Annotated in this window: 24 protein-coding genes and 1 tRNA gene; 10 read left to right on the forward strand and 15 right to left on the reverse strand. The window is 68.4% G+C overall.

The genetic code is table 11. The features are described from left to right. Positions 1–52: 52 nt before the first annotated feature. Genes C492_RS19445 through C492_RS19455 form a run of 3 tightly spaced genes read left to right on the forward strand, consistent with a single transcriptional unit; the run spans position 53 to position 1,293 of the window. Positions 53–241, forward strand: coding sequence for a DUF7331 family protein (locus tag C492_RS19445; protein WP_008426790.1), 189 nt, complete (start codon positions 53–55; stop codon positions 239–241). A 57-nt stretch (positions 242–298) separates the two neighbouring features. After that, a complete protein-coding gene (locus C492_RS19450) occupies positions 299–826 on the forward strand; it encodes a DUF7322 domain-containing protein (protein ID WP_008426792.1) in 528 nt (175 codons plus the stop codon). Further along, positions 823–1,293, forward strand: a complete 471-nt coding sequence (locus C492_RS19455) for a DUF7346 family protein (RefSeq protein WP_008426794.1) — start codon at positions 823–825, stop codon at positions 1,291–1,293. Before C492_RS19450 ends, C492_RS19455 begins: the two co-directional genes overlap by 4 nt. 27 nt (positions 1,294–1,320) lie before the next feature. Here C492_RS19455 and rad50 read toward each other — a convergent pair whose 3' ends face one another. The 3 genes from rad50 to C492_RS19470 form a co-directional block, all read right to left on the reverse strand. After that, positions 1,321–3,999, reverse strand: a complete 2,679-nt coding sequence (rad50, locus tag C492_RS19460) for a DNA double-strand break repair ATPase Rad50 (RefSeq protein WP_008426796.1) — start codon at positions 3,997–3,999, stop codon at positions 1,321–1,323. Beyond that, positions 3,996–5,423: a DNA double-strand break repair protein Mre11 gene (gene mre11, locus C492_RS19465; protein ID WP_008426797.1), complete on the reverse strand. Its 1,428-nt coding sequence runs from the start codon at positions 5,421–5,423 to the stop codon at positions 3,996–3,998. Before mre11 ends, rad50 begins: the two co-directional genes overlap by 4 nt. 121 nt (positions 5,424–5,544) lie before the next feature. Beyond that, complete coding sequence (locus tag C492_RS19470) at positions 5,545–5,814, reverse strand: MarR family transcriptional regulator (protein ID WP_008426799.1); 270 nt, start codon at positions 5,812–5,814, stop codon at positions 5,545–5,547. A 125-nt stretch (positions 5,815–5,939) separates the two neighbouring features. Here C492_RS19470 and pan1 point away from each other — a divergent pair, with 125 nt between their 5' ends. Both pan1 and C492_RS19480 read left to right on the forward strand, forming a co-directional pair. Continuing rightward, entirely contained in the window at positions 5,940–7,157 is a 1,218-nt protein-coding gene (gene pan1 / locus C492_RS19475; RefSeq protein WP_008426801.1) for a proteasome-activating nucleotidase Pan1, read from the forward strand. Positions 7,158–7,348: 191 nt separating this feature from the next. Continuing rightward, positions 7,349–8,230, forward strand: coding sequence for a glycerophosphodiester phosphodiesterase (locus tag C492_RS19480; RefSeq protein ID WP_008426803.1), 882 nt, complete (start codon positions 7,349–7,351; stop codon positions 8,228–8,230). 25 nt (positions 8,231–8,255) lie between these two features. On the opposite strand, the gene C492_RS24785 is transcribed toward C492_RS19480, so the two are convergent. Then, the gene (locus C492_RS24785; RefSeq protein WP_008426805.1) at positions 8,256–8,393 is read right to left on the reverse strand and encodes a hypothetical protein; all 138 of its coding nucleotides are present in this window, start codon (positions 8,391–8,393) and stop codon (positions 8,256–8,258) included. A gap of 90 nt (positions 8,394–8,483) precedes the next feature. On the opposite strand from C492_RS24785, the gene C492_RS19485 reads away from it, so the two are divergent. After that, positions 8,484–9,044, forward strand: a complete 561-nt coding sequence (locus tag C492_RS19485) for a GMP synthase subunit A (protein WP_008426807.1) — start codon at positions 8,484–8,486, stop codon at positions 9,042–9,044. 108 nt (positions 9,045–9,152) lie between these two features. Here C492_RS19485 and arcS read toward each other — a convergent pair whose 3' ends face one another. Both arcS and C492_RS19495 read right to left on the reverse strand, forming a co-directional pair. After that, on the reverse strand, positions 9,153–10,904 hold the full coding sequence (arcS, locus tag C492_RS19490) for an archaeosine synthase subunit alpha (RefSeq protein WP_008426809.1): 1,752 nt from the start codon (positions 10,902–10,904) through the stop codon (positions 9,153–9,155). 47 nt (positions 10,905–10,951) lie between these two features. Further along, positions 10,952–11,365, reverse strand: a complete 414-nt coding sequence (locus tag C492_RS19495) for a hypothetical protein (RefSeq protein ID WP_008426812.1) — start codon at positions 11,363–11,365, stop codon at positions 10,952–10,954. Between the two features lie 90 nt (positions 11,366–11,455). Between C492_RS19495 and C492_RS19500 the strand changes: the two genes are divergently transcribed. After that, a complete protein-coding gene (locus C492_RS19500) occupies positions 11,456–11,710 on the forward strand; it encodes a hypothetical protein (RefSeq protein WP_008426813.1) in 255 nt (84 codons plus the stop codon). Positions 11,711–11,783: 73 nt separating this feature from the next. Here the strand turns inward: C492_RS19500 and tgtA are convergent, their stop codons facing one another. Both tgtA and C492_RS19510 read right to left on the reverse strand, forming a co-directional pair. Then, a complete protein-coding gene (gene tgtA / locus C492_RS19505; RefSeq protein ID WP_008426816.1) occupies positions 11,784–13,265 on the reverse strand; it encodes a tRNA guanosine(15) transglycosylase TgtA in 1,482 nt (493 codons plus the stop codon). 88 nt (positions 13,266–13,353) lie between these two features. Then, entirely contained in the window at positions 13,354–13,908 is a 555-nt protein-coding gene (locus C492_RS19510) for an NUDIX hydrolase (protein ID WP_008426817.1), read from the reverse strand. 169 nt (positions 13,909–14,077) lie between these two features. Here C492_RS19510 and C492_RS19515 point away from each other — a divergent pair, with 169 nt between their 5' ends. After that, the gene (locus tag C492_RS19515) at positions 14,078–14,353 is read left to right on the forward strand and encodes a PadR family transcriptional regulator (RefSeq protein ID WP_008426819.1); all 276 of its coding nucleotides are present in this window, start codon (positions 14,078–14,080) and stop codon (positions 14,351–14,353) included. 172 nt (positions 14,354–14,525) lie between these two features. On the opposite strand, the gene C492_RS19520 is transcribed toward C492_RS19515, so the two are convergent. After that, the gene (locus C492_RS19520) at positions 14,526–15,257 is read right to left on the reverse strand and encodes a hypothetical protein (protein WP_049893205.1); all 732 of its coding nucleotides are present in this window, start codon (positions 15,255–15,257) and stop codon (positions 14,526–14,528) included. 160 nt (positions 15,258–15,417) lie between these two features. Continuing rightward, positions 15,418–15,768, reverse strand: coding sequence for a hypothetical protein (locus C492_RS19525; protein ID WP_008426823.1), 351 nt, complete (start codon positions 15,766–15,768; stop codon positions 15,418–15,420). Between the two features lie 116 nt (positions 15,769–15,884). Between C492_RS19525 and C492_RS19530 the strand changes: the two genes are divergently transcribed. Next, a complete protein-coding gene (locus tag C492_RS19530) occupies positions 15,885–16,274 on the forward strand; it encodes a PPOX class F420-dependent oxidoreductase (protein WP_008426826.1) in 390 nt (129 codons plus the stop codon). A 344-nt stretch (positions 16,275–16,618) separates the two neighbouring features. Here the strand turns inward: C492_RS19530 and C492_RS19535 are convergent. Together C492_RS19535 and trmY are read right to left on the reverse strand one after the other, a co-directional pair. Further along, a tRNA-Pro gene (locus C492_RS19535) sits at positions 16,619–16,691 on the reverse strand. Between the two features lie 181 nt (positions 16,692–16,872). After that, positions 16,873–17,469, reverse strand: a complete 597-nt coding sequence (gene trmY, locus C492_RS19540) for a tRNA (pseudouridine(54)-N(1))-methyltransferase TrmY (protein WP_008426828.1) — start codon at positions 17,467–17,469, stop codon at positions 16,873–16,875. A gap of 155 nt (positions 17,470–17,624) precedes the next feature. Here trmY and C492_RS19545 point away from each other — a divergent pair, with 155 nt between their 5' ends. Beyond that, the gene (locus C492_RS19545; RefSeq protein ID WP_008426829.1) at positions 17,625–17,804 is read left to right on the forward strand and encodes an HVO_A0556 family zinc finger protein; all 180 of its coding nucleotides are present in this window, start codon (positions 17,625–17,627) and stop codon (positions 17,802–17,804) included. A gap of 27 nt (positions 17,805–17,831) precedes the next feature. Here the strand turns inward: C492_RS19545 and C492_RS19550 are convergent, their stop codons facing one another. From C492_RS19550 to C492_RS19560, 3 genes are all read right to left on the reverse strand, one after another. Further along, positions 17,832–18,020: a hypothetical protein gene (locus C492_RS19550; protein WP_008426831.1), complete on the reverse strand. Its 189-nt coding sequence runs from the start codon at positions 18,018–18,020 to the stop codon at positions 17,832–17,834. Positions 18,021–18,023: 3 nt separating this feature from the next. Continuing rightward, entirely contained in the window at positions 18,024–18,227 is a 204-nt protein-coding gene (locus C492_RS19555) for a DUF7511 domain-containing protein (protein ID WP_008426833.1), read from the reverse strand. A 230-nt stretch (positions 18,228–18,457) separates the two neighbouring features. Continuing rightward, positions 18,458–19,437 (reverse strand): S1C family serine protease (locus tag C492_RS19560; protein ID WP_008426835.1); only part of this gene is annotated, 980 nt, incomplete at its 5' end.

Below are 19,437 nucleotides of genomic sequence, written 5' to 3' on the forward strand. Positions count from 1 at the left end.
ACGCGGTGGGGCAACAAGACATATAATGTGGTAACACATAGCAAGGGTCGAGGTGACCGACGTGTCTACCCGCGCCAACGAAGACGAGATGATGGATCGACGCGAACCGCGTAGCGAGCCCGAGGGCACAGCGACCGTCGAGGCCTACGAGATCGAGGACGGGGTGGTGTTCTACGATGCCGAGAACCCCCTCGCGTGGGTCGAGGCGAGCCGGACGCTCGCGCTCGAGGAGTTCGTCTGAACCGAGGGTGCGGCGCGAACGCGAATCCTTTTCCTTCCGGTTCCCGTCTGCGCAGGTGTGGTGTTCGATCGCTCCGAACACGAGCCCGAGGAGTGGGACCCCGAGGAGGAGTTTACCGACTCCGACAGCGACTCGCTGACGATCCCCAAGGTATCGACGGAGGACGCGGGGTCGGACCTGGGGTCGGACCTGCGTTCGGAGTTCGGGTCGTCGACCGAACCGGAGATCGAAACCGACGTTCCGAGCGACCTCCTGCAGACGTTCTGGTCGCTCGTCCTCGTCATCAACGCGGCCGTTCTCGCGCTGTCGCTCGGCGTGTTGTTTCTGGTCTTCGAGGGCCCTTCGACCAACGGCGTCGTCCTGCTCCTCGGCGGCATCGTCCTCTCCGGGTTCGCCGTCCGCCGCTACCGGACGTCCCGACCGTCGGACGGCGCCGACCCGTCCGCGCCCGACGCCGAATCTGACCGCGACGCCGACCCGTCCGCGCCCGACGCCGAATCTGACCGCGACGCCGACCCGTCCGCGCCCGACGAGACGCCTGCCGAACCCGAACACCGATCGCCCGCGGATCACGACCGAACATGAAACCCGTCCAAGACGACACCGGGAAGCGATACGTCCTTCTCAAACGCTCCGAGCACGCGAGTCTCGTTCGCGATCCCGAAACCGGTAACGAGTGTTACGTCCAGAACGACCGCCTCGAGCACCTCGAGGACGAGTCCGTCCTCGAGACGGCCGCCCGAACCATCGACGAACCGGTTCGAACGCTGTTGACGGCCGTCCACGACGAAACCGCCCTCGGGTTGCTCGTCGACCTCGGCGAACGCGGCCCGCTCGGCGTTCGCGAGATGCTCGACGCCTACGACTGCTGCGAGAGCGATCTCCACGGTCGGCTCACGGTGTTGACCGCCGCGGACCTGATCGCCGAGACCGACGTCGCCGGCGAACGGGGGTACCGACTCGCCGACGAGGGGGAAGTCGCCCTCGAGGCGATCGGCGCGAACACCGACGCGAACCCGCGTCGCTCCGGAGACGACCGCGGGGAGCGCTAGCCGCCGGCGGTATCGCTCTCGAGTCAGTCACTCCGCCCCCAGCAGCGCCGCCTCCGGTGGCTCGCCGCGCACGAGCCGCGATCGGTTCGAGGTGGCGTCTTTCTCGACGCGGACCAGCGAGTCCGCCGCGCCGATCAGCTCCTCGTCGTGGCTGACGACGACGATCTGTTCGACGCCCAGGTCCCGCATCGACTCGACCAGCGACACCAACTGCGTGACGTGACCCGAGTCGAGGAAGACGGTCGGCTCGTCTAAGATCAGCGGCGGCATGGGGGCGGTCCCTTCGACGCCCTCCGCGAGCAGCCGGTAGATCGCACACCGCAGACTGAGGTTGAACAGCGCCCGCTCGCCCCCCGAGAGCTGCTCGGGCTCGAGGGGCTCGCCGTCTTTCTGGTAGACCGTTAAGCGATACTCCCCGTCCAGGTCGATCCCCGCGTAGGAGTCGTTCCGGTAGACCAGATCGAACGTCTCGTTGAGCAGCCGTTCGAGAGTCTCGACGTTGCGCTGGCGCAGTTCCGCGCGCAACTCGCCGTAGGTCGTCTGGAGCGTCTCCGCCTCGCCGTACAGCGAGTCGAGCCGTTCGCAGCGCGTTTCGACCGCCTCGAGGCGCTCGCGGAGCCGTTCGAGCGCCTCGAGTTTCTCCTCGATCCCGCCGATCCGGCCCCGAAGCTGGTCGCGGTCGTCCTCGAGCGCCGCGAGTTTCTCCTCGACTCGCTCGAGGTAGTCCTCGGCTTTCCGCTTCTCGCTGCGGGCCCGTTCGATCCGCTCGTCGTCGAACTCGGATTCGAGCTCGCGCTTTCGCTCGCGTTTCGAGGCGAGTTGCTCGCGGCGCTCCTCGTTCATCGTCTCCCAGTCGGCCCGTCGCTCCCGGACGGTCTCGAGCTCGCGCTCGAGGTCGGCCCGCTCGCCGTTGATCTCGGCGACGCGGCGAAGCGTCTCGAGCTCCGCCTTGATCTCGCTGCGCTCGCCGTTGATCTCCCCGAGTTCGGCTCGCGCGTCCGCGACGTCGTCCTCGAGGTCGTCGGCCTCCGCTCGTTTCGCCTCGGCCTCGCGCTCGCGCTCGTCGGCCTCCGCCCGGAGCTCTTCGCGCTGGTCGTGGCGCCCCTCGAGCGCGTCTCGTTTCTCCGCGACCAGCTGGGCGACGTTCTCGCGGTTCTCCTCGAGTCGGTCGACCCGCCGTTCGGCCTCGCGGAGCGCCTCGGCGCGCTCGATGCGTTCCTCGAGGTCGTCGCGCTCGTCGGCGAGGTCGTCGCGGCGGTCCTCGAGGGCCGCGAGCCGGTCGCGTTTCTCCTCGAGGACGTCGACGTGGGGCGAGTCCGTCACGTCCTGACCGCACTCGGGGCATTTCCCCTCCTCGAGCAGTCGCTCGCCCTCGGCGATCGCGTCCTCGACCGACCTGATCTCGGCGGCGACGTCGTTGCGCGTCGAGACGAGCTCCTCGCGGTCGTCCTCGAGGTCCTCGAGGTAGCCCTCGGCCTCGCCGAACGTGATCGGCGCGTCGTCGAACGCCTCGCGGGCGGCCTCGATCTCCGCGTCGAACTCGTCGAGTTTCTCCTCCCGTTGCTCGATCGCCTCGACGGCGTCCTCGAGGTCGTCGTCGAGCTGGTCAGCCTCCTCGCGTTTCGTCTCGACCCGGGATTCGAGCTCCGTTGCCTCCTCGCGGAGCCGTTCCATACTTCCCTTGCGCTCGGTGATCGCGACGCGGGCGTCCTCGAGGTCGTCGCGCAGCTCCTCGTCGCGCTCCTCGAGGCGCTCGATGCGGTCCTCGACGGCCTCGGCGTCGCCCGTCTCGAGGTCGGTTTCGCCGAGCAGCCCGTCGCGCTCGTCGGCGAGCTCCTCGCGGCGCCGGCGGCGTTCGCGCAGTCGCTCGCCGGCGTCCTCGCGCTTGCGCTCGGTCTCGTCGATCTTCGAGCGCAGCGCCTCGATCTCCTCGGCGAGGTCGGCGAGCTCCTCGCGGGTTTCCTCGTGGCGCTCGAGGACGTCCGTCGCCGTCTCGAGGGAGTCCCGGGCGTCCTCGCGCTGGGACTCGAAGCGATCGATCTTCGAGACGACGTCGGCGTGGCGCGACTCGAGTTCGTTGAGCTGCTCGTGGAGGTCCTGCCCTTCCTTGCGTTCGACCTGCGATCGGAGGTCCTCGAGCACCTCTCGCTGTCCGTCGAGCACCGACTTGACCCCGAGGCGGGCGTCGCTGGCGCGCTCGCGGTACTCCTCGAGCGCGCCCAGCTGCAGGAGGTCGTCGATCATGTCCTGGCGCTCGCCCGGCGAGGCGTGGATCAGCTTGTTGACCTCGCCCTGGCGGACGTACGCGCAGTTGACGAACGCCTCGGCGTCCATCCGCAGGAGCCGTGTCACCTCCGCGCGAACGTCGCGTGCACCCTCGACGGTCTCGGTCGGCGTCTCGAGGACACACTTCGTCGTCGTCGCGCGGTCGCCACGCAGCTTGAGCCGGCGCTCGACGCGGTACTCGCGGCCGTCGTGGGTAAAGCGGAGCTCGACCTCGCTCTCCTCCTCGCCGGTCGTGATTACGTCGTCGAGCGTGCGCTCGTCCAGCGCCTTCGAGCCGTACAGCGCGAAGAAGACGGCCTCGAGCAGCGTCGACTTCCCGCTGCCGTTGACCCCGTGGACGATCGTCACGCCCCGCTCGAGGTCGAGTTCGGCCTCGCCGTAACACTTGAAGTTCAGCAGGCGGACGCGGTCGACCCTCATTCGAAATCACCCAGCGAAGCGTACTCGCGGTCGGAACCCGGCGTCGACTCCGACTCGGAACCGTCTTCCGGGCCCGCGTCGGCGGCGTCGCCCGACGCCTCGGCTTCGGTGTCGGTCCCCGTACTCGTCTCGGCGTTCCCGTCCGGGCGGGCACCACTCGCGCCCGCGGCCTCGTCGCTCGCGTCGTCGTCCGCCGCAGACGCGGGCTCGGCGACAGCGGGCTTCTCAGCGTCGGCCTCGCCCTCCCGGTCCGCGACGGTCGTCGCGTCCGCGCCGTCCGGCCCCCGGTCGGGAGCGGGTTCGAACGCCGAAGCCTCGTCCTCGAGGAGTTCTCGAACCCGGCGCTCGACGCGCTCGCGGACGTTCGCGTCGGCGAGATCGTCGTTTCGAACCGTGCGATCGAGCTCGCGGGCGGCGTCGCTGAGCCCCAGCTCGCGGACGCGCTCCCGGACCGCGTCGTCGGGGTTCGCGAAGCTCACCGACACGTCGGCGTCCTCGTCCGGAAGCTCCCGGCGGTCGTTCACGCGGGCCACGAGCGCGCCCCGATCGACCGCGAGCTCCTCGACGGCCGCGGGGGTAATCGGCTTGCCTTCCCCCTCGAGGGTGACGACGACGACGGCGTCCTCGAGGTCGTGCTGGCGAACCCGTTCCTGAACCCGGTCGACGCCCTCGCCCTCGGAGAGCCCGACGTCGACGAAGGCGAACTTGCGGGTCGCCTCGATCCCTCGTCGCCGGATCGCCGGCTCCTCGCCGGGCTCGAAGTCGACGAGGTTGTACCCTCGCTCCTCGCGCTCGCTCGCGCTCGCGCGCTCGGTCGAACCGCAGTAGGTGATCCAGGTCCCCGCCAGCTCGGCGGTATCGGGGTGGTGGTTGTCCCCGAGCAGGACGGCGTCGAAGTCGACGGTCGACGCCGTCAGGAGGCGTTCGGTGTCCCAGTCGCCGTGGGGGAACGGCTCGAACAGGCCGTGGCTCACGAGCGCGGCGTGGTCGGCCTCGTCCGGAACCGGGTCGAACTCGTACTCGAGATCCCCGCGGCGCGAGCGGGGGACGAAGTCCAGCCCGTAGACCGCGACGTCGTCGAGCACGTACGGCTCGGCGCCGAGCCGGGTCGCGAGCCCGAGATCCGAAAAGAGGTCGAGCCACTGGGCGTCGCGTTTCCCCTCGTGGTTGCCGACGACCGCGAGGAAGGGGACGTCGGCGTCCGCGAGGTCCCGGAGGATCTCGACGGTCCCCTGGAGGTCGACCAGGTTCGGTCGGCGATCGTGAAAGAGGTCGCCGGCGTGGATCACGGCGTCCACGTCGTCGTCGTCGATCGCGTCCTCGGCCACGTTCCGAAAGGCCGACAGGAAGTCCCGCCGTCGCTCGGGCGAGTTGTACTGCTGGTACCCGATGTGGGTGTCGCCCGTGTGTATCACCCGCGTCATCTGTCGGGACGTTGGCCACCGCTCCCTAAATGGATTCCGCGACCGGACCGAAAGTGAAGCGCTCGCCGAACGGACGGGACCGCGGCGACCGAGAGGGCGACGCGAGAACGAACGGCGTTCGCTACGACTCGATGTCGAGGCTGTAGAGACGTTTGCGGGCGTCCGAGAACGAGAACCGGGAGTCGATCACGTTCTCCTCGTCGAGGCGGTTGAGCGCGTACCGCACCGTCCGCGACGGGAGCAGCGTCTCGTCAGCGATCTGCTGTTGGGTCATGGTGTCGTTGTACTCGAGAACCTTCGCGACGAGTTTCGCACTCGGCGGAAGCTCGCGGACGTCCTCCCAGGATCCCCTGTCCGCGGGGTCGGGCTCTGGCGACTCTAGAGAACTCATCGTACACACCCATTTCGAATACGGCCAGATAATATTTTCTGTTTCGATCAATGCCCAGTGGTTATATTCCGAGGGGGCTGTAGTTACCCGAAGCCTCTTATGAGCCAACACCCAACTCACGAGTGATGAGCGACACTGTGGACGACGTCGACCTCCCCTACGACGAGGACGAGGCGTCCCAACAGGAGAAAATCCAGGCGCTCGAGGATCGGTTAGAGATCCTCGAGTCCCAAAACGAGGAGATGCGCGACAAACTCCTCGACGCGAACGCCGAGAACAACAAGTACCAGCAGAAACTCGAGCGGCTTACCCACGAGAACAAGAAGCTCAAGCAGTCCCCGCTGTTCGTCGCCACGGTCCAGGAGATGACGGACGAAGGCGTCATCATCAAACAGCACGGGAACAACCAGGAGGCGCTGACCGAGGTCACCGAGGAGATGCGCGAGGAGATCGAGCCCGACGCCCGGGTTGCGGTCAACAACTCGCTGTCTATCGTCAAGACCCTCTCGAACGAGACCGACGTCCGCGCCCGCGTGATGGAAGTCACCGAGAGCCCCGACGTCAGCTACGAGGACATCGGCGGCCTCGAGGAGCAGATGCAGGAGGTCCGCGAGACCGTCGAGATGCCCCTCGAGAAGCCCGAGATGTTCGACGATGTCGGCATCGAGCCCCCGAGCGGCGTCTTGCTGTACGGCCCGCCCGGCACCGGGAAGACGATGCTCGCCAAGGCGGTGGCCAACCAGACCGACGCCACCTTCATCAAGATGGCCGGCTCCGAACTCGTACACAAGTTCATCGGCGAGGGCGCGAAGCTCGTCCGCGACCTGTTCAAGGTCGCCCGCGAGCACGAGCCAGCCGTGATCTTCATCGACGAGATCGACGCCATCGCCGCCAAGCGCACGGAGTCGAAGACCTCCGGCGACGCCGAGGTTCAGCGGACGATGATGCAACTGCTCTCGGAGATGGACGGCTTCGAGGACCGCGGCGACATCCGCATCATCGCCGCGACCAACCGCTTCGACATGCTCGATCGCGCGATCCTCCGCCCGGGCCGGTTCGACCGCCTCATCGAGGTACCGAAGCCCAACCAGGAGGGCCGCGAGATCATCTTCGAGATCCACACCCGCGGCATGAACGTCGCCGACGACGTCGACTTCGCGGAGCTGGCGGCCGAGGCCGAGGACGCCTCGGGCGCCGACGTCAAGGCCGTCTGTACCGAGGCCGGGATGTTCGCCATCCGCGACGACCGCACCGAGATCCGGATGGAGGACTTCCGTGGCGCCTGGGAGAAGGTCCAGGCCGAAACCGACGAGACCGACGAGGTCTCGAAGACGTTCGCCTGAGGACGAACCCGAACGCCCCGTCGACGTCGTCCTTTCGTTCTCTCTTTCCGTGCGATAGTTGCCTTCCTCTCGAGGCTCGAACAGTCCGGCGGCCGCAGTTCGCGGTCGCTCTATAGCCACACGTAGAGACATCGTTTCAGACATATCGATCATATAAACCATCACTATCTCCGCTCGAGACCTATTCGGCGATGGCTGATCGACAGGCCGACGAGACGGAACGAAGCGCGACCGGAACGAACACCCGACGAACGGTCCTCGGTGCGATCGGCGCGGCCGCGAGCGTCGCGGCGGGTCTCGTCACCGCGAGCGACCGCGGGGCGGCGCGGTCCGCCGGCGGTCGGGATCGGACGCCACGGCTGACCGCCCACCGCGGGTTCGCCGACGTCTACCCCGAGAACACCGTCGCCGCGGTCGAGGGGGCGGCGCAGTGTGGCGCCGAGCGGATCGAGATCGACGTCCAGCCGACCGCGGACGGCGAGATCGTCGTCTTCCACGACGAACGCCTCGACGACCTGACCGACGAGAGCGGACGCGTCGCCGACGCGTCCGCCGAGACGGTCTGTCGGGCCGAGGTCCTCGACAGCGGCGAGACGGTGCCGACGCTGCGGGAGGTCCTCGAGGCGGCGCGGCCGAGCGTCACGATGAACGTCGAGTTCAAGGCCGCGGGCGAGTACTCCTGGTCGACGGTGGCCGAGCGAACCCTCGAGATCGCGTCCGAGTTCCCGGGCGAGTTCTACGTCTCCTCGTTCGAGACGGCCGCCCTCGAGGCGGTTCGCGGCGTCGATCCCGCCGTCCCGATAGCGAAGCTCTTCGGCGCGAACCCCGCCGAGAACCTGGAGATCGCTCGCGAACTCGAGGCCGAGGCGATCAATCCCTCGCTGGACGTCCTCGACGCCGACCTCGTCGCGACCGCCCGCGAGGAGGGGCGGGACGTGAACGTCTACACGATCGATAGCTGGCGGGAAGCCCGGCGTCCGATCGAGCTGAACGTCGATTCGCTGATCGCCGACTACCCCAGCGTGCTCGAGTTCGGAACCGACGCGCGCTCCGGTTTCGGCCGGCAACGGTAACGTCCGGGCGCGAGTCCGCCCGTCCTCACAGCGCCGCGAAGACGAGCCACGGCACCACGAACAGCGCCGCCGTCAGCACGGCGAGAATCAGCAGGTATCCGGCGACGGTGCTGCCCGCGGTGAGCCAGGCGGGGTGGTCGAACCCGCTCGTATCGACTGCCATACCGGTACGAACCGAGGACGCATCCATAAACGTACCGACGGGCTCGCGGTTCCGGTCCGCTTTTACCGACCGCCCGGCTACACCGTCGTAATGACGACAATCGCTGTGGTGGACAACCACGGGCAGTTCACCCACCTCGAGCAGCGGGCGCTCCGGGACCTCGGCGTCGACGCCGAACTGATCGACAACGACACAGATCCGGCCGCGGTCGACGCCGACGGCGTCGTCCTCTCGGGCGGCCCGGACATGGATCGGATCGGCAACTCGGCGGACTACCTCGAGCGCGACGTCCCCGTCCTGGGGATCTGTCTCGGAATGCAGCTGATCGCCGAGGAGTTAGGCGGCGAGGTCGGCGGCGGCGACTACGGCGGCTACGCCGACGTGACCGTCGAGATCGTCGACGACGAGGACCCTCTCACCGGCAGTCTCCACCCCGAAACCCGGGTCTGGGCGAGCCACGCCGACGAGGTCACGACCCTCCCCGAGGGATTCGAGCTGACCGCCCGCAGCGACGTCTGCGACGTCGAGGCGATGAGCGACACCGATCGGGACCTCTACGGCGTCCAGTGGCACCCCGAGGTCGCCCACACCGAGGAGGGCGAGCAAATCTTCGAGAACTTCCTCGAGATCTGCGAGCGAAACGGGGCGTAGTCGGCCGTCTCTTCCGCGTTCGGTCCTCTCTATCCGTCGAATTGCGGTCTCGAGACCGCGGAACGCGTCTCGTTCGGTCCCCGTGGCAGATCCGCCTCGGTCGAGCCGTTACTTCTCCTCGACGTGGCGAATCTCGCAGGCGACCCCGCGCGTGCTCTCGGCCATCTCGCGGCCGAACATCTCGGCGCGGCCGACGCCGAAGGCCTTCGGTCCCTCGACGACGACCTCGTCGCCGACGCGGATCTCCTCGTCGGCGTCGACGATCCCCGGCGCGAGCACGCTGCCGTGGGGAACGAAACCGTCGATCTCGACGCGTTTCGTGGGGGCCTCGCCGTCGACCCACCGCTTCGCGCCCTCGAGCGTGAACGACAGCGTCCCGTACTGGGGGACCATCGTCGCCAGCTGGGTGTCCTCGCTATCGCGAACCTGGATCTTCGGGTAGCGACTCGTCGTCTGGATGTCCTCGAAGAGGTCGTCGCCCGCGCCGTCGCCGAGCAGGTAGTCGGCGATCGCGCGGACGGTGTTGTGCTCGCGCTCGCGTTTCGAGTACTTGAGCTCTCCGGAGAGCGCCCGCTGGAGGTTCGCCAGCGACTCCGTGTCGGTCGGGTGGTCCTCGACGGTGTACGTAACGCCGAGGTCGAGTTCCGCCTCGACGCGCTCGACGATGTCGCGGTAGCCCTCGTCGGGGACGTGGGCGATGATCTCCGGGTAGGCGTTGCGCTCGAGGTAGCGCCGAAGAACCGTACTCACGAACCGCTTCTCGTCTTCCGACCAGCGGCCCGTGACGACGGTGTCGTAGTGCTGGGCGGGGTAGGTCGTCTCGAGCTCCTGGGGGACGACCCCGATCGGGCTGGTCATCGAGACCAGGTGGGCCCGCCACTGGATCGCGTCGTGGAACTGGCGGTGGCTCTGGGACTCGCTGTACGGTTTCGCCGCCGAGCAGGGCACCAGCACGAGCGGGTTCGAAAAGCGGTTGCGGTACCGCGTGGTCACGCGGTCGGCGTAGCGCTGGATCTCGACCCGGCGGATGGTGTCGCCGGTCGCGGCGTCGATCTGGGCATCCCGGAGGACGGGCGTCCGTTCCTCGAGGTAGCCCCACTGCGAGTCGAGTTCGCGCATCGCGGCCGTGAGCCACTGATCCTGGCGGGCCTGGCCCTCGACGTAATCGCGCAGGCGGCCGTCGCGGATCCGCCGGCGGACGATCCCCAGTTCCGCCGCCAGGGCGTTTCGGTTGTGCTCGACGCAGTCCTCGCGGGTGAACTCCTCGCGGGGCTTCCGGCAGGCGGGACAGGCACAGGGCAGCTCCTCGAGGTCCTCGAGGAAGTACGCATCGTCGGTCGTCAGGTATCGCCCCTGGGTTCCCTTCACGACGGCGGCGGTCTCGTCGAAGAGATCGACCCCGGCGTAGGCCAGCACGGCGACGTTGCGGGGCGTGGCGACCCCCGAGAAGTAGACGGCCGTATCCGCGGGAACCGCCTCGCGGACGTTTACGATCGCCTCGACCAGCGCCGCGCCGTGGCCCGTAATCGACTGGACGTCCGAAACGGCGTAGGCGTCGGTTCCCTCGTCGGCCGCGCCCTCGCTCGAGATCACGGCGACGCTCGGGTAGTCGACGTCGGGATAGGAAACGGCGAACGACTCTCGAACCTCCTCGGCGGTTCCCCCGGGGAAGCCGCGGTGGGGGAGCACGGTGAGCCGCGAGTCGTCGCCCTCCGGCATCGCCCGGTCGGCGCTCCACAGCGAGCCCGCGTCCTCGAGGACGTCGTCGACGAGCGCGGGCGTCGAACGCGGCTCCTCGAGGCGGAGCTCGCCCACGCGCGCGGCCCCGTCGCGTGCGTGTACTTCGAAGTAGTCGGTCATACCGCACCTCGCGCCGGAGCGCGAAAGAGGCTGTCGATAGCCGTCGACTACGGGTGATCGATCCGAGCGTCCGACGGCGATTCCGGGCGTCCGGGCCACAGCGCGACCGCGAGGTAGCAGAGTCCGAGAACGCGCGTGAACGGAACGACCCACGGCTTGGGCTCGATCGCGTCGGGGTTCTCGTAGGCCGTCTCGAGCGCGATCGCCAGGAACGCTCGCGGCTGTAACGCGGCCGGCAGCCCGAGGACGGCCAGCAGCGGCTTGATCCCGGGCCAGGCGGCCTCCCGATTGCGGACGAGCCAGATCGCGGTGACGCCCTCGAGCCGCGCCAGCGGGAGCGTCCACGGCCGAAGCCGGCCGACGTCGGGGTTCTCGAACGCCAGTCGCTCGCCCCGGGTGACGAGCCGATCGGGAGCGAGGATCTCGATCGCGGCGAGCGCGAGCAACAGTGGCCGGAGCATACCCCCGTTAGGTCGGCGACGGAGAAAAACCCGTACCGTTCGGGTCCCTCTCCCCCGCAGATTCAACTCGAGCGAACCCGTATCAGCCGTATGTCGCCACCGCCGACCGACGAGCCGGGAGACGGCGTCGACGCGATCGACGACGACCGAATCGTCGCGGCGATCCGCACCGCGCCGAAACCCGTCGTGAACACGACCTACCTCGCCGGCGAGTTCGACGTTCCTCCGAGGGCGTTGCTCGAGCGCCTCGAATCGCTGGTCGCGGACGGACGGCTCGAGGGCCACGAAGTCGTCGGCGAGGGCTACCTCTGGTGGCTCTCGATCGACGAGGAGCTCGAGGGGTAGGAACGCGACCCCGGTGTATCGACACCTCTTCCGCCTGCAAACAGATGTGCAAACGGAATCGGAAACGGACGTGCTACTCCGCGCCGCCCGACAGCTCGATCAGTTCGACGCGGTCCGGAACGCGGGCGAGAACGTCCGCGGGCCACCCGCGATGTCCGAGCGCGAACTCGGTTTCGGGGTTGTCCTCGACGAGGCGAGCGACGCCGTCGGCTGCAGCCGCGAGCGCCCCGCGGTCGGTTCGGTCGGGAACTTCGGCGGTCAGCGGGTAGCTCTTCGAGAGCGCGCGAGGGAAGGGCCCGAACGGCGGCTGGACCCGCCAGGCGTTGTCGTACGCGTCGCCGCCGTCGGTGCGCCCCTCGGTAAGAAAGAGCGCGTCGGGAACCGCGAGTCGCTCGAGTCGCCGGTGGTGGCGAACCACCTCGGGTCGGCGGGCGCTCTCGTGGGACGTATAGAAGAAGGCGCCCTTCGAGACCGGGTCGGAGCGCTCGAGCTGGTCGGCGTGATCCAGCAGCGCCCGGTAGCCGTCGAGCATAGTCGGGTGGGCGCGGGCACGTTGCTCGACCAGCTCGAGGAGGTTGCCCGCGCGGATGGCCTGTTTGATGCGGCGAATCTCCTCGAAGGTGACGTGGAGGTTGTGGGCGGCGAGTTCCTCCTCGCGCTCCCGGTCGGGCAACGCGCGGAGCTCGTCGGGCGAGTGGGCAGTACAGACCGGACACGAACACGGCAGGTACTCGAGGTCCTCGAGGTGGCGCGTTCCGCGAACCGTCAGGTACCGGTCGTCTCGGGCGTACAGCGCGTAGGCCGCCGAGTCGAACAGGTCACAGCCCATCGCGACCGCGAGCGCGAACATCATGGGGTGGCCGGCGCCGAAGAGGTGGACGGGCGCGTCGGCGCCCAGGCCGCGTTTGGCGCCGGCGACGGCGTCGATCATGTCGTCGTAGCGGTAGTCGTTCATCAGCGGGACGACCGCGCCGACGGGGAAGACGTCCAAATCCGTCTCGGCGGCGTGACGGCCCGCGTCCTCGCGGAGGTCGGGGTAGGTCGAGCCCTGAACGGGCGCGGTGACCAGCATCTCGCCGGTGTCGACGCCCTCGGCGACCTCGAGGCGATCCTGGGTTGTCGCGAGTTCGTCCGCGGCCCGTTCGCGAGGGACGTCCGGCGGCGTCGGAATGTCGACGGGGGTGGCGATGTCCGACCCGATCCGGCGTTGAAAGTCGAGGATCTCCTCGGTGGTGACGTCGATCTCGCCGTACTCCGCGAGCTGGAAGGAGCCGGAATCGGTCATGATCGCGCCGGGGAAATCCAGCAGGTCGTGAAGTCCCTCCTCGAGAGCCCGTTCGCGGACGTCCTCGGTGCCGTAGATGATGTAGGAGTTGGTGATGAGGATCTCGGCGCCGAACTCCTCGGCGAGCCGGCGGGGACTGATCGTGTCCAGGTTCGGGTTGATCACCGGCAACAGCGCCGGCGTCTCGACGGTCGCGTCGGCGCGGGGGACGGTGAGCTCGCCGATGCGGCCGCCGGCGTCGGCGTCCCGGAGTTCGAAGCACTCGCGCATTCGACCGTGTGTTGGCGAGGGCGTCGGTAAACGTTCCGTTCTCCCGCGAGGCTATCGCTGCGGCGCCGGGCGCCCCGTGGCGACCGCGTTACCCGCTCGCTTCGAACAGTCGGTAGTACGAGAGCGCGAGCACCGTCCGGCCGTCCCGGATCTCTCCGTCCCGAACCTCGTCCGTTAGCTCCTCGAGCGTCTTCTCGGTCGGTCGGATGGTCTCGTCGTGGTCGAGGCGTTGCTCGGCCGTGGGACGACAGCCGCGGGCGACGAAGAAGTGCATGACCGAGTCGGCGACCCCGTTGATCGGCTCGACCGTGATCAGCGGCTCGAGCCGCTCGGCCTCGCGTCCGGTCTCCTCGGCGAGCTCGCGACGGGCCGCGGCCTCGAGGTCGTCGTCCTCCGGCTCGGTGCCGCCGACGGGAAGCCCGCGGTTGACCCGCGACACGGCCTGGCGCCACTCCTCGATACAGACGACGTCGCCGTCGGGCGTAAACGGGAGGATGCAGACGCTCGCGGGCTCGGAGAGGTAATCGAACTCGGCTTCGGTTCCGTCCGGCAGCCGGACGGCCTGCGTGATCACGTCGAACCCCGAACAGGAGTACGACGTTCGTTCCTCGAGAGTTTCCCAGGCGAGCGGATCGGTCGGCATACCCCGCGGTACGTTCGTCGGCGTAAAAAACGCCCCGTCACGGCGTCGACGACCGGAAACGTACCGAGCGTGCAACCGGAGCTATGCGGTGCGTTCCGGCCGACCCGGAGGGCGTACCCGCACTATAACAAAGCCACGGATCGGTGAACGTCGGCACTCAGAGGGAACCATGGACGAACTAACCGGCTTCCAGCGCGATTTGCTGTACGTCATCGCAGGCAAGGATCGGCCGTCGGGACAGGAGATTCTCGACGACATCAACGAGTACATCGACCAACCGGTCACCCACGGCCGGCTGTATCCGAACCTCGATTCGCTCGTCGAGAAGGAACTCATCGAGAAAGGGGAACTCGATCGCCGAACCAACTACTACGCGCTGACGCCGAAAGGACGCCGCGAACTCCAGCAGCGCCAGGAGTGGGTCAACCGGTACGTCGACGTGTAGCTCGGTCCGATCCCGACCGTCTCGAGTGCGGCGCTTCGAGCGACGCGGACGCTCGCAGCGACGGCTCGCGATCGGGCGACGCCCGGACGTCGACGTCGGACCGTCGCCGACCCGCGCCGGAGCGGGCGGGAACGGGGACCCTACGACCGACTGCGAGCGCCGTAGGGTGGCCCTACGCGGTCGTTTCGAACGACACCCGGGAGAGGTCGGCCTCGAGGTCGGCGACGTCCTCGTTGAAGGAGTCGACGAACGCGCCGACGTCGTCGACGAGCCGGCGAACCTCGGGCGCCGGCGCGGGGCCGTACTGCGAGAGCAGGTAGGTGCCGTCCGAGCCGCCGACCCGGAGGTAGGAGGCGGCGTCGCCGTCCCACTTCAGCTCCCAGCGCGTTCCGGAGACGGTCGTCCGGTAGGTGCCGTACTCGCCGTCGTAGCGGTGCAGCTCCTGGGCCATCGCGGTCGCGACCTCGCGGATCCCCTCGAGGATGCGGTCGCGCTCGGCGGCCAGTTCCGCCGCGCTCGCGACCGCGGGAAAATCCGTCGTCGCGTCGTCGAACAGCCCGTCGAACGACTCGACGTGCTCGTTGAACGCCGCGACGAACGCGTCGTACGCCTCGAGGGCCCGCTCGAGCTCCGCCGGTTCGGGCGGCTGCTTGCTCGAGACGACGTAGATCTCCGAGCCCGAATCGGGCTCGAACCGCAGGTACTGGACGTCCCCGGCCTCGTACTTGAGCGTCCAGTCGCCGTCGGGGGTCTCGAAGGTGCGCTGGCCGTAGTCCCCGCCCTGGAGGACGGCCAGCTGGCGGGCCATCTCGCCGGCGTGGGACCGAACGCGGGCGGCGACCTCGTCGCGTCGCGAGGCGACGTCGTCTGCCGACGCGACGTCGCTATCGAGTCCGTGGCTCATCGTCCGATGGAGGGATCGGAGCGCGGTAACGGTTTGGGTTTCGTCGCCGACGCCGTCGCTCTCCGTAGCGCGAGCGCGGGACGCTGCGACGCGGGGATCGTCCCCGCCTCGAGCGGGCGCGAACCGGCGCCGCCGGGCGAGAAATCGCACGTCGAGCCGGCTACTCGCTCTCGTCGCCCCCCGTCGCCGACTCGTTGTCCGCGCCGTCCCCGGACTCGGTCCCGTTCGAGTCGTCGTCCCCGGATTCGTTCCCGCTCGATTGGGTGCCGTTGCCGCCGTCGATCCCGCCGTTTTCCTCGTCCTCGACGTCCTGGCCGTTTCCGGTTCCCTCCTCGGCCTCGGGCTCGTCGCCCTCGATACCCCCGTCCTCGCCGTTTCCGGTAGGGTCCTCGGGAGCGCCGTCGTCGCCGTTTTCGCCGCCCCCGTCGCCGCAGCCGGCGACGAGCGCGGTCGCCGCCGTCGCGCCGGCGGCCGCCAGCAGTCGTCGTCGTGTTCGTCGTCGAGAGCTCATACCCGAGCCACCCGCTCGAGACGGATACGCGACGAGCCAGCAGTCGCGGGGTCTGTAACGCGGGAGGGATCGGTTCTCCGGGTAATACTAAGCGGCTGGTCGGCGTCTCTCGAGCCATGGTTCCGATACCCACGGAGTACCGCGACCTGTTCGAGAAGGCGACGTTCGCCCACGTCGGCACGCTGACCGACGACGGGTTTCCCCACATTACGCCCGTCTGGATCGATTACGACGCCGAGGCCGAGCGCCTGCTGGTCAACACCGAGCGCGGCCGCCAGAAGGAGCGCAACGCCCGCGCCAACCCCGCCGTCGGCGTCAGTATGACCGACCCGGACGACCCCTACCGGTTCCTCTCGGTGATCGGCGAGGTCGACGAGCTGACGACGGCGGGCGCTCGAGCCCACATCGACGAGCTCGCGCGGCGGTACATGGACGTCGAGGAGTATCCGAACCCGATCCAGACGGAGCGGGTGCTGTTGCGGATCCGGCCCGACCGGGTCCTGTAGCCTCGAGGCCGGATCCGCTCGAACCCTATCGACGCTTCTCCCATCGCGACGACGGCTCCGCTCGTCGTCGCTAGACGCGGGAACAGCGGGTCGGCGAGAGTTCGACTCACGCGAGACTCCGAGTCTCGCGTGCTCTCGTTTGCCGTGCTCACGAGAACGCGGTTACGGCCACCCGAAGGCTGTCGCTATCGGACGAAATTGCGGGAGAAGTGGGTCGGCGCGAATCTCGAACTCCGGGAGACTCGCTTCGCTCGTCTCCCGTGCTCGAATTCGCTTGGCGACAGACTTCCCGCACTCGGAACGCCTCGCTGTCGCTCGGCGTTCATCGAGTGCGGGAAAGGTAGTGGGCCGGCGCGAATTCGAATCGCGGTTACGGCCACCCGAAGGCCGAAGGATACCAAGCTACCCCACCGGCCCGCACCTGAACTGTGGAGGGCCGCTCGTTTAACGCTTCCGAAAGCGAACCCCGCGTCGACCGCAGGACGGTCTCGAGGGTCGCTTTCGTCTCGGAAACTTATCCCCTCGATCGACTCCGCTCGGCGCAGTTATGTCCCGCCGAATTCGTGGTACACGCCCGCAACCGTCGGCTAACTCCCGCCTAAAATCGCTCGTAGCCGTCGGTGTCGAGCCAGTGGTGGGCGACGGTGATCGCCTGATCGGCGTGGAGCAGTTCGGGACCGAGACGGAGCCGACGGTCGGCCGCCGACCCCAGCAGTTCGGTCTCCTCGGGCGTGAACTCCCGGTGGTCCGAGAGCACGAAGATCGGATCCTCGAGCGGGTCGGTTTCGCCGACGGGGTCGCCGTCCTCGTGCAGCTGCACCACGGTTCCCTCGTCGGCGACGGCCTCGAGGGTCGCCTCGAACCCGCGGCGGTAGAGTTCGACGCCGGGGCTGGGTTCGGCCGGCATCGCGCCGATGGCCTCCTCGCGGTGCTCTAAGGCTTTCCGGATCAGCGCGGCCGTGCTGCGCTCGTCGGGGTTGAGCCGTCTGAGCTCGCTCCCGTCGAAGGTGATCGTGAACTCGTCGCGCGCGACGAGGTGGACCCGGACGTCCTCGCGGATCCCGTGGGAGGTGACGAACGCCGCGGTAACGGACCGACAGAGCGCGTCGAGCCGGCCGGCTCCGCCCGCGAGGTCGTCGAGCGAGAACGAGGGATCGGTCGGTACCTCGTGGCCGATCAGTACGAACTGGCGCATACCGGGGACCGACGCCGACCGCGGGGATAGAGGCGACGATTCCGGTCCCGCGCGAGCCGCGGGTTCGCGATCGGACCGCCGGCTCTCCGACATGAACCACGTTGCACACACAGGGAGAACGGTTTCCGGTTCGACGGCCGGCAGTACTCGGTAGTATGTCGAAACCGCAGTCAACCGTCGGAACGCAACGCCAGTTACTCGCCATCCTCGAGGGACGACCGTGTCCGAGCTGTTCCGACGGCGAGCTCGAGCGCGGCGAGTACAAGGACAACGCCGCCGCCGTCTGCGACGAGTGCGGAACGCCCCGAGCGCAGGTCTGGCAGCCCTCGGGGTAACGAAAAGGGAGGAGGGACCGACGGACGTCACCGCGTCCGGGTGCCGTCGTGTCCGTGGCCGAGGATCAACGCGATCGCGTGCACGGCGAGCAGACCGAACAGCAGCGACAGCGCTCGCACCGAATCGATCCCGGTTACGAACACCGGCAAGTAGACGACCGGGAGGAGGGCCCCGATCCAGAACCCGATCGCGGTGACGGTACTCCAGGCGTACATGGGTTATCGCATCGACTCGAGCCTGACGAACCCGTCGTCGTACGCGGCGATCCAGTTCGTCATCAGCTCGATGTCGCTCGCGTCTCTCGGGAACATCGCACACTCGTTGGGCGCGTCGTTGTGTTGGATCGTGACGCTGTCGAGTTCGATGCTCGTCTCGTCGAACGCTGACTGGCGGGTATCGACGTCGTTTGTGTTGGTGGTCATGGTGAGCAGGCGGCCGTCGCGCTTCCGGCTACGACGGATCCCACCATTGTTATCGAGGATTTAACCTGTCGCGTCGGAACGGTAGCGTCGGTCTCCATCCTCTTTCGGGGAGTTTAATCACTTGTAAAAGAACGTATCTATCGCTGATCGGTACGGTGCGGTTAGCCGGAACGTTCGTCGCGAGCAACCGCCGTCGGTCGACGCGGCGCCGTCGTCCCCGGCGGGGTCGATCAGTCGGGCCGCGGGCGCGATTCGAGCGTCAGCTCGACCGTCCGCACCTCGCCGTCGCGTCGCAGTTCGACCCGTACGGTTTCGCCGGGACTGGTCTCGAGCGCGAGGTGCGTCGAGAGCGCGTTGCGGTCCGGGATCGGTTCGCCGTCGATCGAGCGGAGCACGTCGCCGCCGACGGGAACGGGCTCTCCGCCGCGTTCGACCGATCGGTCGGCCGGCTCGAGCGTTCCGGCGGCGGGCTCTCGGGTCGTCTCGGTGACGATGACGCCCGCCGCCTCCTCGAGGCCGTTCGCCTCGGCGACGAAGCGGTCGACGGTCGCGACCGCCACCCCGAGGAACGGGTGGTCGTACTCCCCGTCCTCGACGAGCGCGGGGACGACCCGGCGGGCCAGCGCTGCCGAGATCGCGAACCCGATGTTGTTGCCGCCGCCGGCGTTGACGACGCCGACGACGTTCCCGTCGAGGTCGACGAGCGGGCCGCCGCTATTGCCGGGGTTGACCGGCGCGTCGGTCTGGACGGCGTTCGGGAACGAAAAGTTCCCCTGGGGCGCCGGGATCGTTCGGTTGACGCCGCTGACGATCCCCGAGGACATCGACCCCTCGAGCCCGTAGGGGTTGCCGATCGCGAGCACCTCCTGGCCGACGACCGGGCGCTCCTCGGCCAGCCCCAGCGGCGTCGCCACGTCAGGAACGTGGTCGGCCTCGAGAACGGCGAGGTCGCTGTAGACGTCGCTCCCGAGCAGGCGGGTACCGCTCCAGTCGCCGTTGCTGTACTGGAGGTCGATCTCCTCGCCGCCGGAGACGACGTGGTGGTTCGTCACGACGTACTGCTCGTCGACGACGAACCCCGATCCCTGCCCGCGCCCCGTTTCGTCGGTCCGCGGGTTCTCGACGCCGAAGACGCGGATCTGGGTCACCGAGTCGATGATCGCCTCGTAGACGTCGGTGTACGTCGAGCCGTCCGCGCGGTCTTCCCGAT

It is taken from the genome of Natronococcus jeotgali DSM 18795, assembly GCF_000337695.1.
In the GTDB taxonomy this organism is placed as follows: domain Archaea; phylum Halobacteriota; class Halobacteria; order Halobacteriales; family Natrialbaceae; genus Natronococcus; species Natronococcus jeotgali.

Coding starts and splice junctions, on each gene's coding strand:
- C492_RS19455 (WP_008426794.1), top strand. CDS start 823: ATGAAACCCGTCCAAGACGACACCGGGAAGCGATACGTCCTTCTCAAA.
- rad50 (WP_008426796.1), bottom strand. CDS start 3,999: ATGAGGGTCGACCGCGTCCGCCTGCTGAACTTCAAGTGTTACGGCGAG.
- mre11 (WP_008426797.1), bottom strand. CDS start 5,423: ATGACGCGGGTGATACACACGGGCGACACCCACATCGGGTACCAGCAG.
- C492_RS19470 (WP_008426799.1), bottom strand. CDS start 5,814: ATGAGTTCTCTAGAGTCGCCAGAGCCCGACCCCGCGGACAGGGGATCC.
- pan1 (WP_008426801.1), top strand. CDS start 5,940: ATGAGCGACACTGTGGACGACGTCGACCTCCCCTACGACGAGGACGAG.
- C492_RS19480 (WP_008426803.1), top strand. CDS start 7,349: ATGGCTGATCGACAGGCCGACGAGACGGAACGAAGCGCGACCGGAACG.
- C492_RS24785 (WP_008426805.1), bottom strand. CDS start 8,393: ATGGCAGTCGATACGAGCGGGTTCGACCACCCCGCCTGGCTCACCGCG.
- C492_RS19485 (WP_008426807.1), top strand. CDS start 8,484: ATGACGACAATCGCTGTGGTGGACAACCACGGGCAGTTCACCCACCTC.
- arcS (WP_008426809.1), bottom strand. CDS start 10,904: ATGACCGACTACTTCGAAGTACACGCACGCGACGGGGCCGCGCGCGTG.
- C492_RS19495 (WP_008426812.1), bottom strand. CDS start 11,365: ATGCTCCGGCCACTGTTGCTCGCGCTCGCCGCGATCGAGATCCTCGCT.
- C492_RS19500 (WP_008426813.1), top strand. CDS start 11,456: ATGTCGCCACCGCCGACCGACGAGCCGGGAGACGGCGTCGACGCGATC.
- tgtA (WP_008426816.1), bottom strand. CDS start 13,265: ATGCGCGAGTGCTTCGAACTCCGGGACGCCGACGCCGGCGGCCGCATC.
- C492_RS19510 (WP_008426817.1), bottom strand. CDS start 13,908: ATGCCGACCGATCCGCTCGCCTGGGAAACTCTCGAGGAACGAACGTCG.
- C492_RS19515 (WP_008426819.1), top strand. CDS start 14,078: ATGGACGAACTAACCGGCTTCCAGCGCGATTTGCTGTACGTCATCGCA.
- C492_RS19520 (WP_049893205.1), bottom strand. CDS start 15,257: ATGAGCCACGGACTCGATAGCGACGTCGCGTCGGCAGACGACGTCGCC.
- C492_RS19525 (WP_008426823.1), bottom strand. CDS start 15,768: ATGAGCTCTCGACGACGAACACGACGACGACTGCTGGCGGCCGCCGGC.
- C492_RS19530 (WP_008426826.1), top strand. CDS start 15,885: ATGGTTCCGATACCCACGGAGTACCGCGACCTGTTCGAGAAGGCGACG.
- trmY (WP_008426828.1), bottom strand. CDS start 17,469: ATGCGCCAGTTCGTACTGATCGGCCACGAGGTACCGACCGATCCCTCG.
- C492_RS19545 (WP_008426829.1), top strand. CDS start 17,625: ATGTCGAAACCGCAGTCAACCGTCGGAACGCAACGCCAGTTACTCGCC.
- C492_RS19550 (WP_008426831.1), bottom strand. CDS start 18,020: ATGTACGCCTGGAGTACCGTCACCGCGATCGGGTTCTGGATCGGGGCC.
- C492_RS19555 (WP_008426833.1), bottom strand. CDS start 18,227: ATGACCACCAACACAAACGACGTCGATACCCGCCAGTCAGCGTTCGAC.